The sequence below is a fragment of the Intestinibacillus sp. Marseille-P6563 genome, assembly GCF_900604335.1.
Lineage (GTDB): Bacteria > Bacillota > Clostridia > Oscillospirales > Butyricicoccaceae > Butyricicoccus_B.
The window spans coordinates 68,320-83,460 of the sequence record NZ_UWOD01000001.1; the positions used below are offsets into that span (position 1 = coordinate 68,320).

At 50.4% G+C, this 15,141-nt stretch carries 18 protein-coding genes and 1 other annotated feature; of the genes, 2 read left to right on the forward strand and 16 right to left on the reverse strand.

Annotation, left to right across the window (positions count from 1 at the left end; translation table 11 throughout):
- Positions 1 to 21: 21 nt before the first annotated feature.
- The 16 genes from dxs to EFB11_RS00430 all read right to left on the reverse strand — a co-directional run bounded on the left by dxs (position 22) and on the right by EFB11_RS00430 (position 12,617).
- Positions 22 to 1,890 carry a 1-deoxy-D-xylulose-5-phosphate synthase gene (gene dxs / locus EFB11_RS00355; RefSeq protein ID WP_122788372.1) on the reverse strand — a complete coding sequence of 623 codons (1,869 nt, stop codon included), beginning with the start codon at positions 1,888 to 1,890 and terminating at the stop codon, positions 22 to 24.
- A gap of 46 nt (positions 1,891 to 1,936) precedes the next feature.
- A complete protein-coding gene (locus tag EFB11_RS00360; RefSeq protein WP_243115134.1) occupies positions 1,937 to 2,530 on the reverse strand; it encodes a hypothetical protein in 594 nt (197 codons plus the stop codon).
- A gap of 857 nt (positions 2,531 to 3,387) precedes the next feature.
- Complete coding sequence (locus tag EFB11_RS00365; protein WP_122788373.1) at positions 3,388 to 4,281, reverse strand: polyprenyl synthetase family protein; 894 nt, start codon at positions 4,279 to 4,281, stop codon at positions 3,388 to 3,390.
- Positions 4,278 to 4,523 (reverse strand): exodeoxyribonuclease VII small subunit, encoded by a 246-nt coding sequence (gene xseB, locus EFB11_RS00370; protein ID WP_122788374.1) that lies wholly within the window; start codon positions 4,521 to 4,523, stop codon positions 4,278 to 4,280. The genes EFB11_RS00365 and xseB overlap by 4 nt, the downstream gene beginning before the upstream one ends.
- Entirely contained in the window at positions 4,495 to 5,808 is a 1,314-nt protein-coding gene (xseA, locus tag EFB11_RS00375; protein ID WP_122788375.1) for an exodeoxyribonuclease VII large subunit, read from the reverse strand. The genes xseB and xseA overlap by 29 nt, the downstream gene beginning before the upstream one ends.
- Positions 5,772 to 6,746, reverse strand: coding sequence for a Kae1-like domain-containing protein (locus EFB11_RS00380; RefSeq protein ID WP_122788376.1), 975 nt, complete (start codon positions 6,744 to 6,746; stop codon positions 5,772 to 5,774). The genes xseA and EFB11_RS00380 overlap by 37 nt, the downstream gene beginning before the upstream one ends.
- Positions 6,743 to 7,198, reverse strand: a complete 456-nt coding sequence (gene nusB, locus EFB11_RS00385; RefSeq protein WP_122788377.1) for a transcription antitermination factor NusB — start codon at positions 7,196 to 7,198, stop codon at positions 6,743 to 6,745. Before nusB ends, EFB11_RS00380 begins: the two co-directional genes overlap by 4 nt.
- A gap of 139 nt (positions 7,199 to 7,337) precedes the next feature.
- Positions 7,338 to 7,757, reverse strand: coding sequence for an Asp23/Gls24 family envelope stress response protein (locus tag EFB11_RS00390; RefSeq protein WP_122788378.1), 420 nt, complete (start codon positions 7,755 to 7,757; stop codon positions 7,338 to 7,340).
- Positions 7,758 to 7,889: 132 nt separating this feature from the next.
- A complete protein-coding gene (locus EFB11_RS00395; protein ID WP_122788379.1) occupies positions 7,890 to 8,447 on the reverse strand; it encodes a SpoIIIAH-like family protein in 558 nt (185 codons plus the stop codon).
- 19 nt (positions 8,448 to 8,466) lie between these two features.
- Entirely contained in the window at positions 8,467 to 9,006 is a 540-nt protein-coding gene (locus tag EFB11_RS00400) for a hypothetical protein (protein WP_122788380.1), read from the reverse strand.
- Positions 8,984 to 9,478 (reverse strand): stage III sporulation protein AF, encoded by a 495-nt coding sequence (locus EFB11_RS00405; RefSeq protein ID WP_122788381.1) that lies wholly within the window; start codon positions 9,476 to 9,478, stop codon positions 8,984 to 8,986. The genes EFB11_RS00400 and EFB11_RS00405 overlap by 23 nt, the downstream gene beginning before the upstream one ends.
- A complete protein-coding gene (locus tag EFB11_RS00410) occupies positions 9,475 to 10,578 on the reverse strand; it encodes a stage III sporulation protein AE (protein WP_164706518.1) in 1,104 nt (367 codons plus the stop codon). The genes EFB11_RS00405 and EFB11_RS00410 overlap by 4 nt, the downstream gene beginning before the upstream one ends.
- A gap of 17 nt (positions 10,579 to 10,595) precedes the next feature.
- The gene (locus EFB11_RS00415) at positions 10,596 to 10,982 is read right to left on the reverse strand and encodes a stage III sporulation AC/AD family protein (RefSeq protein ID WP_122788383.1); all 387 of its coding nucleotides are present in this window, start codon (positions 10,980 to 10,982) and stop codon (positions 10,596 to 10,598) included.
- Positions 10,983 to 10,984: 2 nt separating this feature from the next.
- A complete protein-coding gene (spoIIIAC, locus tag EFB11_RS00420) occupies positions 10,985 to 11,179 on the reverse strand; it encodes a stage III sporulation protein AC (protein WP_122789691.1) in 195 nt (64 codons plus the stop codon).
- 10 nt (positions 11,180 to 11,189) lie between these two features.
- Positions 11,190 to 11,708 carry a stage III sporulation protein AB gene (locus tag EFB11_RS00425; RefSeq protein WP_122788384.1) on the reverse strand — a complete coding sequence of 173 codons (519 nt, stop codon included), beginning with the start codon at positions 11,706 to 11,708 and terminating at the stop codon, positions 11,190 to 11,192.
- Complete coding sequence (locus EFB11_RS00430; protein WP_164706519.1) at positions 11,709 to 12,617, reverse strand: stage III sporulation protein AB; 909 nt, start codon at positions 12,615 to 12,617, stop codon at positions 11,709 to 11,711. It abuts the gene before it with no gap.
- 121 nt (positions 12,618 to 12,738) lie between these two features.
- Positions 12,739 to 12,979 (forward strand) — a binding site (T-box leader).
- 74 nt (positions 12,980 to 13,053) lie between these two features.
- Here EFB11_RS00430 and aroF point away from each other — a divergent pair.
- Both aroF and aroB read left to right on the forward strand, forming a co-directional pair.
- Complete coding sequence (aroF, locus tag EFB11_RS00435; RefSeq protein ID WP_122788386.1) at positions 13,054 to 14,073, forward strand: 3-deoxy-7-phosphoheptulonate synthase; 1,020 nt, start codon at positions 13,054 to 13,056, stop codon at positions 14,071 to 14,073.
- A gap of 24 nt (positions 14,074 to 14,097) precedes the next feature.
- Complete coding sequence (aroB, locus tag EFB11_RS00440) at positions 14,098 to 15,141, forward strand: 3-dehydroquinate synthase (RefSeq protein WP_122788387.1); 1,044 nt, start codon at positions 14,098 to 14,100, stop codon at positions 15,139 to 15,141.

The window sequence follows — 15,141 nt, forward strand, 5'->3', positions numbered from 1 at the left end:
TCTCCATCCCGTACTATTTTTTTATTTGGAATTCAGCCATTGCTGAATTTGTGCAGCTACATGAGCGCCATCAATTCCGCAATCGGCATACACCTTTGCAACATTACCATGCGGAAGAAAACGGTTTCCGGTGTTACAGCAGCGTACTTCTTTTTGTCCGTCAACCGCTTCTATGACGTTGTGTCCAAAGCATCCGTTGTGTACAACATCTTCTAAAACCAGGATTTTGTCGCAAAGCTGCGCAATCATTTCCGGTGAAAGCAACCGATGCTCCTCGGAAATCTCATTGATTTTCCATATTTGCGTGTAAATTCCTTGTGCTTCAAGAAGTTCCGCCGCACGGAAGGCTTCGTTGATTAAGATACCATAAGTGATAATGGTAATTTGGCAAGCATGCTGTTGACCGCGCACACAGACTGCCCAGTGTTCCGCTGTATCCTCCTCGAAAGGTCCTTGCCCGCCGCGCGGATATCGAATGGCAACCGCGCAATTGCTGTGGTAAATTGCCTGTGTCATCATCGTGCGAAGTTCAGCAAAATTGGACGGACAAAGGATTTTAAATCCCGGAATGGATTGCAGGTATGCAATATCAAATACGCCATTATGGGTCGCTCCATCGGCTCCCACGATGCCTGCCCGGTCGATGGCAAACACCGCATGAATCGTACCATCAATGGCAATATCATGGATAAGCTGATCGTATCCGCGCTGCAAGAAGGTAGAATAGATGGCGCACACCGGTTTCAGTCCTTGCTTGGCCATACCGGCTGTCATGGCAACGGCATGTTCTTCGGCAATTCCAACGTCAAAAAAACGATTGGGAAATTGCTCGGAAAATTGTGAAAGACCGGTGCCAGTAGGCATCGCAGCCGTAACCGCACAAATGCGGCCATCTTTGCGGGCTAACTCACAAAGGGTCTCACCAAAGACCGAAGAAAAGGAAGCAGAACTTTTTTTTGCCGTCTGTCCGGTAAGTGGATCAAACTGGGATACCCCATGGAATGCATCGGGATGTTCTTCGGCATATTGGCATCCCTTTCCCTTTTTGGTCATGACATGAATAAGTACAGGTTTTTTCATGGATTTTGCCAGCTGGAGCAACTCACAGACGGCTTTGATATCATGACCATCCACAGGACCCAAATATGCAAACCCCATGTCTTCGAACAAAGAACTGGGCAGCATCACCGATTTCACGGCACTATTGACACAGGAAATGGTACGGGTCAGCGCCTTGCCGCCAGGTAATACGCGAAAAGCCTGCTTGACACGATTCTTGGTACGCATATAGCGTGGACTGATACGCAGTTTGGCCAGATGACGGCTCAAAGCACCGACATTTTTATCAATGGACATATTGTTATCGTTGAGCACAACGATTAAAGGCTCACCGCTGCCCCCCGCGCTATTGAGTGCTTCATAGGCCATACCGCCCGTCAATGCGCCATCTCCAATGACGGCGATCACATGGTATTTCTGGCCGCGAATGGTGCGGGCGTGGGCCATACCCAGCGCGACCGAAACAGAGTTGGAGGCATGTCCGCTGATACAAGCATCGGTTTCGCTCTCCTGAGGGCGTAAGAAGCCGGAAATTCCGCCATATTGCCGCAAATGAGTAAATGCCTCTTTGCGGCCGGTCAAAATTTTATGCACATAGCATTGATGCCCGACATCATATACAATCCGGTCTTTGCGTGAATCGAATTCCCGTTCCAACGCTACCGCCAATTCTACAATGCCCAAATTGGATGCCAAATGGCCGCCGGTTTGGGAAACATGATCTACAATAAACTCACGCAAAGAAGCGCATAGCTCATTTAAATTTTCATAGGATAGATCCCGCAAGTCTGCAATCGACTGGATGCGGTCTAAAATGCCATATCGCTTCATACTTTCTCCTTATCCGGTTTTTTCGAATGTTGTAAAACCAGATCTCTTATTTCTTATCCAAACGGATGGGCAAAAAGGACAGGATGCGTCCCACCGCAAAGACAATTTGAATGCTGTATCCAATACCAAATCCTTTGCCAACCGCTTTACCGCCAATGGTTAAAGCAGCAATCAGACCTGTGATTGTCAAGGAAATTACCGTGACCGGAATCGGGTCCATACCGGCGGTCAAATGCGCGACAATAATCGCGCCGGTGGCGCCGGATATGATACCCGAAATGTCGCCGACCACATCGTTACAGATGCTGGAGACTTTGTTGGCGTTGCGCGAAAGCCAGACGGCTTCCTTGGCACCAGCCACTTTTTTTGCGGCCATGGAGTGAAATTCTTTTTCGGTGGCCGATGCAGCTGCCATGCCGATCACATCGAATAAAATGCCAATGGCAATAAAAAGCAGCAGGATGATGAACGCGACGATATTTCCGACATTGTTCAACGCTTCCGATGAAATATAGGACATGGATGCAGAAATCAGGCAGCTGAGAACGGTGATCGTACCGACCCATTTCCAATTGACCTGACGCAACACCCCTGAAGAGGGCTTGCTGCTTTTTTTACGGTTTTTATCTTTGGCGTCCAATTTACACAATACTCCTAGCTACAAAATATGTAAACAAGGCTCGAAACCACGGTTTCGAGCCAGTCTTTATTTCGAAATAGAGGGTGACGACAGACGAGGTAAATCTTACGGCTTGAGGTTCGGTTGGATTTCCCCGCGGCTTACCATGCGTCGCCGCTCTGGCGGTTTCCCTTTAAAAGCCGAGCCGGTATGTTACCATATCCGGGACCGAATTGCCACTTAGTCCGTACTGCAATCCCTCGCCTGCCCTGGTGGACAGTCTAGGTGATTTCCACTACAGCCAACACGATCCTTAGCCTCTTTTGCAGCCATGGTTTCAAGATCGATTCTTTGCAGCACATGGCCGTGCACTGCAAAGCAGGTACTCCATCCACCATAACCACGCAAGGCAGGCTACTCTGCACACAGCATTTTGGTCTTTCCGATGCAGCCGAGCTGTAAAAACAGAGGTATTGCATCGTTTGCCGCCACACCGCAATACAGGTTTCACCCCGCACCGTTGGACATCCATCAACCCCATAACAGGGTGCTATAGGTGCCCGACAGCCACGGGTCTCCACGGCAATAGGGTCGGTATTTCATGCCATTGAAACGCGCCCTAAAGCCTTAACCCCCAGCACCCACCCCAGACTGGGCGTAAGAAGCAAGCACCAGGGACTTCATCGATGTGCCCTTTAACGGATTTTTAGGCCCGCTTTCGGGATCGTATGCACTGACTAGAATACTGCGTCACCCGCAGAAAGGATATCTACAAATATCCCCAAATCAACAATCTGTATTATAGCAGATACCATCCAGCACTTTCAAGTAGGTATGCGTAAATTTCTGTATAATCATGCAGGCAAGTTGTAAATTTTTTATTTCTGCCGATCTGCCAGCGACTGGGCAAGAGAGGTTAAAAAGTCGGTGTCCGCAAAATTTGCTTCAATGGCAGCGATTGCGGCATTGGTCAGCTCATGCACCTTTTCGTGGCATGCTTCCAGTCCCAAAAGCGACGGGAAGGTCGATTTTTCATTGGCCTGATCCGAGCCGATCGGCTTTCCGAGCGTTGCTTCATCGCCTTCGATGTCCAAAATATCATCCTGAATTTGGAATGCCAAGCCAAGCTGCTCTGCATATTGCGTCGCGGCCTGCATCTGTTTTTCCGAAGCGCCGCCGATTAGACAGCCCATTTGCGCCGCTGCGCGGATCAAAGCGCCTGTTTTCCGCTCTTGCAGCTGGATCAAAGCATGTGCCCCGATCTCCTGTCCTTCGGCCTGTAAGTCAAGCACCTGTCCGCCAATCATTCCCAGAACACCAGCTTCCTGTGCCAGACAATGAATTGCCTGCAATGTGACGCGCGCATCCAGTCCAGCGGTGTATCCAGGATTGGAAGCCAATTCAAATGCCTGTGTCAATAGAGCATCCCCTGCCAGCACAGCCATTGCTTCCCCGTACACTTTATGGTTGGTAGGCTGCCCACGCCGCAAATCATCGTCATCCATGCAAGGAAGATCGTCATGAATCAGAGAATACGTATGAATCATTTCAAGCGCAACAGCAAACGGGAGGGCGCGTTCGGGCTTGCCGCCGGAAATGCGGCAGAACTCCAACGTGATCGCAGGGCGCAGCCGTTTGCCGCCTGCGAGTGCGGAGTATCGCATCGCTTCTACGATTTTTTCCTGCCCTACACAGCCATCGGTCTGCAAGTAGTGGGATAAAAAGGTTTCAACTTGCTGGATATAAGCATCCAGCTGATGCGTCCATGTCATACGTCTCCCTCCCCTTCTGTGGGAATTGATGCTTCGGGTTCGGTTTCAGCAGGCTGATTGACCATTTGGACTTTTTGTTCAGCTGTATCCAGCATTTCATGCAGTTTGGCAGAAAGTTTGGTGCCTTCCTCGAACAGGGCAACGCTCTGCTCCAAAGGGGCATCCCCCTGCTCCAGGGTTTGGACGATTTCCTCCAATCGCTGCATGGTCTGCTCAAACGTCATTTTCTTTTTGGTTGCCATGTATTTGTTCCTCGCTTTTTACGATCTCCTGTATGCGGCAGCGGGCCTGTCCTTTTTTAAAGCATACAGTAAGATGATCTCCAATTGATAAAGCAGCAGCATTGGTCACTGCTTTTCCAGTCGTATCCAAAGCCACTGAATAGCCGCGGCTGAGTATTTTTAAGGGACTGTATGCATCCAATAGTGCGGTATGATGCTGATATTGGGCACGCGCCTTTTCCATTCGATGTGTGATCGCATGTTCGAGCTGCTGGACTGCCCAATCAACTGCTAGATTGTTTTCTTGCAATGTGTTGCGCATCCCTTTCTGCAAACGGTTTTGCAGACTGTCAACCGCCTGTCGGCGATTCATCACATACCGAATCGGTGCATGACTTTTCAGTCGGTGCATCTGAAGGGTCAATTGAGAACGATGACGGTCGATGTGACGCTCAAAAGCGGTTTGCAATCGCTTGTCTAGGCGGCGTACGCTGGACATCACGTCGTTGCGGTCCGGTACAGCGAGTTCGGCGCCGCCGGACGGCGTTGGAGCCCGTAGGTCTGCAACAAAGTCCGCAATCGTGACATCCGGTTCGTGGCCCACAGCCGAAATGACGGGAATCGTACTATGATAGATCGCCCGTGCCAAAGACTTATCATTAAATCCCCAAAGGTCTTCCATGGAACCGCCGCCGCGCCCCAGCAAGATGACATCGGCCTTTCCTTGTGCGTTTGCAGCTTGCAGAGCTGCGATAAGCTCTCGAGGGGAGGATGGTCCCTGGACCGTAGCCGGAAAAACGGTCACCTCCGCAAGCGGCCAGCGGCGCTTCAAAATGCGTAGCATATCCTGAATCGCCGCTCCGCTCGGGGATGTAATAATGGCGATATGTTCCGGATATGCCGGGATGCTTTGTTTGTGCGACACATCGAACAGACCTTCTTGATATAACTTTTCTTTGCGCTGTTCAAACTCAAGATGCAAAGAGCCAGCCCCTTCGGGCATCAGGTCTGCCAGATAAAGCTGAACCTGCCCACTTTTGGGGAAGGAACTGATGCGGCCACGTGCGACAACTTTCAATCCGTTGGATAACCGGAACCGAAGCTTTGCTGCGTCCGAGCGAAACAATACAGCGGAAATCGCAGCGCCTTCATCTTTGATGGTCATATAGTGATGCCCGGAAGGATGCGCTTTGTAGTTGGAGATCTCCCCGCGAACAAATAGATTGAGAAAAGAAGGGTTGCTCTCCAATAAATTTTTAATTTCCTGATTTAATTGACTGACGGTATAGATGCGGGAACCCGCCATAAGCACTCTCCATTCTGTTGTGCGGCTAAAATTGCAGCGCCGACAGCATTATCTCCCGATAATTCCGGTGTGGCAAAAAAAGCGGAAAACGTCTGCTGCATCTGAGTTTGGATTCGGCGGTTGCTCATGACCCCACCCGCGCATAGAACCGGAACATCATACAGCCGTTTGGCATTTGCAGTTGCCTTTTTGACAGCATAAAGGACAGTTTCCAAGGTAAACTGCGCAATATCACTGGCAGGATGCTGCTCTTCGAACATTTGCTCAACTTTATTTTGCATCCCGGATAGAGAAAAATACGAATCGCTCACCTTGACCGGAAAAGGCTTGACGCTGTCCGAATCCTGCGCCAGTTTTTCCAGTGCCGGTCCAGCGGGAAATTCCAGACCTAAGAGCACACCCGCTCGATCGATGAGCTGCCCCGCAGAAATATCGGTACTGCCACCGATGATCTGTGCACAAGGCAAGCCATCGGCTCCCGGCGTTACAAGCAGCAATTCGGTTGTACCGCCGGATAAATGCCATGCCAGCACAGGCTTGTCCAGAAGCGAAAGCTGTTTGGCGCTATATGCTGCTGCTACGATGTGACCCTGTTGATGAGAACAAATATACAACGGAACGCCCAAAATATGTGCGATGCTGCGGGCAACGTTTTCGCCAGCCAAAAAGCATGGCATATACGACCCTTCTACTGCGCGAGGGCGCGTACTGACGCAAACTGCGCGGATTTGAGTCCCGATTCCTTCTGTCAGCTGTGCAATTTGTCCATGTAAATGGATCGTATGCTGGAAAAGCGCCTCAGATTGACGCAGTCCAAGCTTGCCTTGGGGCACGTCCAAAAGTCGTCCGTGATTTTCATGACAGCAATGCTCGGCATCAAACAGCGCTGCTGATGTACGATAATTGGAAGTATCAATACCCAAATACCAGCGGCTCATTCCGACTCCTGTTCCAAGGAGCGGCCGATGGTACCCAAAATACCGTTGACAAAGGCGCCGGTATCCTCGGTTTCATAGGTTTTTGCCAATTCGACCGCCTCATTGATCGCAGCGCCAATCGGCACATCCGGCACATATTTCATTTCATAGATAGCCAAACGCAGAACAGCCATCGTCATGCGGGAAATGCGCTGCATGCTCCAGCCGCGGGCATTTTGCTCAATCAGCGTATCGATTTCCGACAAGTGCGCGGCAACGCCCTTCACAACATCCACAATATATGCGGTTTGTTTGGAGTCCAGCTTTCCAGCATACAGGGCAATATCACCGCTGATGGACTGCATAATATTTTCATTCAAACGATCGATCAGAATTTCTTCTGCTTCAAATTCGCGAAATCCCATTTCAAAAACCAAGTGGAGCGCGATCTCTCTGGCTTTTTTTCTACTCATCGTGTCCCTCCAAAATATAAAAATGTCATTTGAATCCTTCGAAAAGTAACTGGTAGTATTTCATTTTACACGGATTGGCTTTCAAAAGCAAGTCACCCGATAAAAAAGCGCGAAGAAGCTCAGTTCTTCGCGCTCGACATTATTCCCCTTCTTCCGGTGTGCTGACCGGCACAACCGACTGCTCTTCGGGAAGAGCGAACGTAACGCCGCCGACATGGATGTTGATGCAGGTTGCATTCAGGCCAGTCATTGCTTCGATCGAAGAATGTACGGCCTCCTGAACCTTTTTGGCGATGCTGCAAATGTTATAACCAAACTGCGCTAGGAAACAGATGTCAATTTCGACCGTGTCATCCGGATGCAGCTGCACCTTGACGCCCTTTGCCAGATTTTTTTTACCTAAAAAAGTCGCAATATCGTCTGTAAAACTGGAATAGAGTCCACTGACCCCTTCTGTTTCTGACGCTGCAATCGCTGCAATGGATGCAACAACATCTTCGGAAATTTTGATTGTGCCCTGATCGCCCGCGGTCGTCCAATAATCCTTGTGGTCCGACATATACAACGCTCCTTTTATCACAACAATCCGCTTGCCGAAATAGGTCGGCGAAACGGAACCTGTTTTTTGTGAGTTTTGATGCCAATATTATACCACAGTATTCCCGCAAAAGCCAAGGGTTAATCTGCAAAATCAAGCAGCTTCCACGATCTTGATCTGGTCGGCCCGCAGAGAAGTTTCTGCAACGACAATATCCCGAATTTTGGACGCATCGGTTTCGGTAAATCCGGCCTGCGGCGGAGCGACGATCACGTTAACGCTGTCGCTTCCCAAAAATACAACCGCATCTTGATAGCCTTTGGCTTTGATCAGGCTTTCAATGCGCGCTTCGGTCACTGAATCATCGGCCATTTGCGAAATTTGCGCAGTAGCGAGCTCCTTCCCTTTTTCATCGGTCGTTTCATCTTGCAGCGTTTCCTTTAAGATACTGATCGCTTCATCACGCGCCTGTTCGCGCGATAGGCGGGATTGTGCGAAATAGTCCGAAGCAGAAACCGTTTCAGCCGTATCGGCGGTCTCTTCGGTTGTTTCTTCCTTTGGTCTTTCTTCACTGGTGTTGCCAGAGTCGACCTGTCCGGCGACCAGAAGATCGTCCGGCGTGCTGACATAACTCCAGTTTAAGTATACAGCAACACCTAGCATCACGGCAATGATTCCATAAATCGCGCCACGTTTTTTTAATTTACTCATTGTACCTCGCCCTTTCTTTTCATTTGGATTGCATTTTGAGAACAGTAATTTTATCTGTGCTCAAACCGCATGCGGCTGAAACCGCTTCGGTGATTGACCACCGGACTTTGGTATCATCCCCTCCCTCGCATAAAATGACCGCACCGCGAAACGTGGGACAGACGCTTTTGACACGGACGGGCTGTTCTCCATAGCTGCCGTCGGATAAGACGGACAGGTTATTTTCATACGATGAGGTTTGCTCTCCACTGGTGCTTTGTCGTGTATTGGAAGCGTAAACGACCTCTTCGGTATCTTCCATGGAAAGCATCAGTTCCACCTGGCCCGCACCGTCGATCATGGAAAGCTTTTCTTGTAAGGTCTGCTGAAACGCTTCCAAATCAAAATTTGTGGATTCGGCTTGAGCGGATGAAGAGGTGGTCTGTTCCTCCGGTGCATCCCGGGGGGCTCCCATATATAATATGAATACACCGACCAGCAGGATGATCCAGACATAACGGTATTTTTGTAGGTACGGGGTTATTTTGGTTGTCCATTCAAGAGCCTTCTGTTTCCACATACGTTTGCTTCTCCTTTTCGATTCCGCATTCCTCTTCTAGGATTTTTTGTATGGTTTGCGTGTCTGTTTGCTCTGGAATTTGAGATAGAGTGACCTGCTGCAGGGCGATAGAATCCTCAGAGGCATAGGATAATTCTACTTGGATTTCGCAGGTGATCCCGTGTTCACGCAGTCGTCCGGCGATATAGGACTGTATTTCCTGCGATGCCGATTGGAGCATCCAAGTGCTGCGCTGCTGCTGGGCCTGTTCAATATGCTGGTCAACAGTTTCGGTGCTTTGAATGGCAAGCTGCCGCCAAGGAAAAAGCTGCAGCTTGGAAATCGGCGTCAAGAGCGCCAAAGTGATCATAAGCCCTGCAGCGAAACGCACGATCTCTTTGAGGGTGCCGGCTTGAATGAATGTCATGGCAATGGCAGCGAAAAGGGCTGCTGCCGCCACGCTTAATATCAGGGCTTTTAAAATTCCACTCATATTGGTTTCACCATCAAAATTGAAAAGACTAGTTCAAAAAACAAAATCGCGCTGCACGTGCCCAGCATTCCCAGCATCAGTCCAAAGCTATCCCCGATGCCAGACATCAATTTGCTTAGAGAAGGACTGCAAATCGGCGATAATACCGCGCTGCCAGCCTTGAAAAATAAGTAATTGATGCCGACTTGCAGAAAGGGCAAGATACAGATCGCCGCCACGCCCAACATCCCGAAAATGCCGACTGTATTTTTAATGGTCACCATACCGGCCAGCATGGACTCGGTCGCATCGGAAATAATGCCGCCGACCACAGGGACCGAACCGGAAACCGCAAATTTAGCGGTTTTGAGGGTAACAGCATCCACGCTGCCCCCGATGGCACCGGATATAGATAGATATGCGATAAAAACGGTGAGCATGAGTTTTAAACTGCCAGTAGTCAGCCATTTTATAAAATTCGCAAGTCCGCTTAAGATATCGTTTCCCAATGCGGCATTCATCGTAATGATCGCAATGTATGCGCATACAGCAGGAACCAGCACCGTATTGATAAACCGAATCAAAAGATCCATTGCCAGCATGGTAATGCCTTGCGTTGCGCTGGCGGTTGCGGGCGCACCGGATATGGTAAGTGCCCCGGCCATCACAGGCAAAAGCGTCGTGGAAAAGACCGAAGTTTGTTCCAAGGTTTGCGTACAAAGCGCCAACATCCCTTGCAAATCGCGGAACAACACGCCGGTCATCCCCAAAGCTCCGGCAATCGCAATCACAGGAAATTCCTGATTCCCGGTGATACTATGAAAGCCATTGGCAGCCCCGATCACAACTGCAATCAGCAGCATTTTTGTCAAGCTGCGCGCTGCGCTGGTCCATAGCTTCCTTTCATCGACCTGTTCCAGAAGCTGGGCAATGCCGCTGCCCAAATCACTGGCTGCCTGGGTAAGATCGACACCATCCAACATGGACGAAGCTTCGCCGGGCAGTGCTTGCATCGCATCGGAAAATCCTAAATCTTGCAAAACAGAGTCCGTATCATAGGCAGAGGCGCGTGGAAGCAGGAGCCCGGCGAGCAGAATAAGCATCCAAACAAATTTTCGCATAAATTTTCGATTCCTTATCATTGCAAAATGCTGTTTACCAGGGCGACCAGTTCGTCAATGAGCGGGAAACAGGCAACCAGTGCCGCGATACCCCCCACCAGTTCCAATTTCACAGCAAGGGCATCTTGTCCGGCATCTTTGCAAATAGCCCCCGCAATGCGAATCACCGTCGCAATGCCCACGACCTTTATAACAGGAAGATAAATGGAATCCGAGATGCCGGCTGCCGATGCTAAATTTGTGACTGCCCCGGACAATTGCCAAACCGCTTGTGCTGCTGCGGTCAATAAGCACAATCCAGCAGCCAAAGCAGTCAGAAATGCAAAAATCGGCTGATAGGGCTTTAAGGTCAGGGACAAAATCGCGGCCGTGACTGCAATGCCTACCCAAGTCAATAGTTCCATAGCTAAAACCCAAAGACAGATTTCATCATATTAAAGAGATTTCCGATTTCCTGCACCAGAATCATCATGACAACGACCAAACCAGCCAGCGTTGTCATCAAAGCCTGTTCCTCTCGTCCGGAACGAATCAAAAGCTGATTGAAAACCGCAACCAAAATTCCGACAGCTGCGATTTTAAAAATCAAATCGATCTGCATGGCAATCACCTCACAGCATCATCAGTACGACAACAACACCGACCGCGATGCCGCAGGTGCGATATAGATTGCCTTTGGTTTCGAGCGTCTGGCGAGCTTGTCTGCAAATACCGACCAGTTGTTCCCGGGTGTGCATGAGCCCGGCAAGCTGCTGCTCAGCCTGATAGCGGCCTAAGTAGGAAGCTGCTTGCCGCAGCACATCCACTTCCCCGCTTTCCAGCCCCAGGTCTTCCGCCAGATCACGCGCCGTCGTCTGCCAGTGGTAGGAAAAGGACAGATCGGTATTGGCCTGCATCCGTTTCTGTAAGATTTTAAAAAACCGAGTGCTTTCCCCGATATCCTCCTGGGTGAGCATGGAAATTAATTGGGGTAAAGGCGTTTGATTGGACTGCATCTCTGCAATGAGCAGATCAAAAGCCTGAATAAACTGGGTCAGACTACGTACCCGATGGCTTAGCCGCTGCCTGGCAGAAAGCCCCAGTGTTGTGCTAGCTCCAACGACCAAAACCATTCCAAGCATCCTCAGCATTCATATTCCTCCAATCTCTTGGATTTCATATTTTCGGTTTGCACCATCTTTGGAGATGCACAAAGCCAGTTCAAAAATGGAAAGACGCATCAAATCTCGATAAAGTGGCCTTCGCTTTAAATCTTCCAGGTCAATGGCATGCGCTGTGGCCAAAATACTGACTCCGCAATGCCCGGCAAAGGTGATTGCGTCTACATCGGCAGGTGATGTGATCTCATCCAATGTCAAAACGGTCGGCGACATAGTTTTCAGGAGTATCATCATACCGGGGGCTTTGGGGCACCCGTCCAGTACATCGGTCTGCGGTCCCACATCAAATTGGGGCGTACCATCCTGCATGGCGGCGATCTCCCCGCGTTCGTCGGCGACCGCTATGCGGATGCCCTGTCCAGAAAGCTGCCGGATCAGATCCCGTAAGATGGTGGTTTTCCCAAAACCGGGAGGAGAAAGAATGAGTGTGCTGCGCACCCGGCCAGCTTGCAGAATATTTGGCAATATGGACGAAGCGACCCCTGGATTTTGACGTGCCACGCGCAAATTGAGCGAGGAGATGGTACGGATCCCGGTGATTGCCCTCTCTTTGACCACCGCAGTACCGCATACCCCCAAGCGATGCCCCCCTTCGAGCGGTAAATATCCCTGTGCCAGGGCTTCGCCGTAGCTATGTACCGAATACCGAGCAGCGCGGCTGACGATCTCGCGCAGTTCTTCGGTTTGGATGAGCGGGGACGGGATCTCCCGCTCGGCGCCATCGACTTGGATATGCAGAGGATGTCCGGCGCGCAGATGGAGTTCTTCGCAGGTCGCCTGCTGGGATTCGCTCAGATGCAGGGCGATATTTTGAAGACGAGGTGTCAGACAGCCAATGGCCTGTACAAAACGCTTGATTTGGACTTCTTTTCCTTTCATGTTCATCACCTATCCCCATCCTATGCGAGGACATGGCTGCATATGCCGGAAGACCGTTTGGATTTTTGTGTATTTTCTCTTGACAAAAGGTATAAAGATTCGTATAATAAATTCAAATATTGTGAATGCGATGATAGAGGAAGTAGCAAGGCCACAAGCGGCTTTCAGGGAGTATCTGTCCAGACTGTAAGCAGATGCAGACGCGGGCTTAGTGAAGTTCCCTCTTGAGCTGTAAAGCTGAAACATCTGCGGTAGGCTTTACCGGGTTCCTCCGTTATCTGGATACGATATATTTGTATCGGAAAAGTGCGGCTTTTGCCGAATGTGGGTGGTACCGCGGAAGTTTGTCTTTCGTCCCTTTTTGGGCGAAAGGCTTTTTTTATGCTTGTAAAGCAATATCTACATTGTGTATACAATTTCAAAGGAGAGCGATGTTATGATTATTGTAATGAAAAATGGAGCGTCCGATCAACATATTGCACAGTTGTCCGAATGGCTGACCAATCGTTTCGGTGTGCATGTCAATCCCATCTATGGCACAGGTACCACGGTTCTGGCGCTTGTGGGCGATACCGCTTCGGTGGACAAAGATGCCCTGCTGCGCGACGAATATGTCGAGCGTATCACCAAGGTACAGGAGCCGTTTAAACTGGCCAACCGCAAGATGCACCCGCTGGATACGATTGTCAAAATCGGTGAGAATGTCGAAGTTGGCGGCAATAAAATCGTTGTCATGGCAGGTCCGTGCTCGGTAGAAGGCAAGGAACAAATCATTGATGTTGCACAGCATGTCAAGGAACAAGGGGCAACCGTGCTCCGCGGCGGTGCCTGGAAGCCCCGCTCTTCTCCGTACTCTTTCCAGGGTCTGAAAGCCGAGGGCTTGGAACTGCTGCACGAAGCGCATCAGGCTACCGGTCTGCCGGTTGTCACCGAGATCACCAACCCGGCCCATATCGATCTATTCATGGACAAGTGCGACTGCTTCCAGGTCGGCGCCCGCAATATGCAGAACTTCGAACTGCTCAAAGAATTGGGCCAGACCCAAAAGCCGGTTCTGCTCAAGCGCGGCTTTGCCAATACGATCGAGGAATTCCTGATGTCTGCGGAATATTTGATGGCAGGCGGCAATGAAAACGTCATCCTGTGCGAACGCGGTATCCGTACCTATGAGACCTATACCCGCAATACGCTGGATATTTCGGCGGTGCCGGTACTCAAGCGCATGAGCCATTTGCCGGTTATTGTCGACCCCAGCCATGCAGGCGGCATCTACTGGATGGTCGCTCCCCTGGCCCGTGCCGCCATTGCAGCTGGCGCAGACGGTCTGATGATCGAAGTGCACAACGATCCGGCGCATGCACTGTCGGACGGTGCACAGTCGCTAACTTACGAATCGTTCGCCGAAACGATGAACTCTCTGCGCGGCATTGCATCGGCGATGGGACGCGAGATTTAACCCTGTGTTTGAGGACAAAAGATAATGAAACAGCTTACGCTTAACGGTTCGGCTGGGTCGTCGGATATTTTGATCGCGGCCGGACTGCTTCAAACGACAGCCGCACAATGTGCCCGTGTTTTTTCGCCTAGCCGGGTACATATTGTAACCGATTCCCATGTGGCGCCTCTGTATTTGGATGCGGTGGCGCAGCAGTTCGACCTGCCGGTATCCTCGACGATCCTTCCCGCTGGTGAAGAATACAAGCGTCTGGAAGCCGTGGAAGGGATTTATCACGACATGCTGTCCGCAGGCATGACCCGAAAAGATCTGGTGATTGCACTGGGCGGCGGGGTGACTGGGGATGTCACGGGATTTGCTGCGGCCACTTTCCTGCGTGGGGTCCCCCTCTGCCAGATTCCGACAACACTCCTGGCGCAGGTGGACTCCTCGGTTGGTGGGAAAACGGCGGTCGATCTGCCGGAAGGCAAAAATCTGGTCGGCGCTTTTTATCAGCCTCGTTTGGTTCTCATCGACCCGACAGTACTCGAAACGCTGCCGGATGCGACCTTTATTGACGGCATGGCCGAAGTCATCAAATATGGCTGCATCAAAAACCGCGGAATTCTGGATATGGTGCGCATGCCTCACTATCGCGAGAATATTGAGGAATTGATTTACGAATGCGTCAAGATCAAACGCGATGTGGTTGAAGTCGATGAGCATGACACCGGACTGCGTATGATTTTAAATTTTGGGCATACCATTGGACATGCCATTGAAAAAATCGGCAATTATACCGCGCATACGCATGGTCAGGCCGTGGCAATGGGTATGGTCGCAGCGATGAAGATCGCGCAGCAGTTGGGTACAAACAACGATCTGGATGATTATTTGTCCTCCCTTTTGCAGGAGGTCGGATTGCTGGTCGATCTCCCCTATCCGCGGGAAGCGATTTTTAAGGCCCTGCTTTCGGACAAAAAGAAAATGGGACAAACGGTAAACTTTATTTTGGTGCGGTCACTCGGTCGTGCCGATATTGAACAAATCGATGTAGAAACACTGCATCAAATGATTCTGTCTATTTAA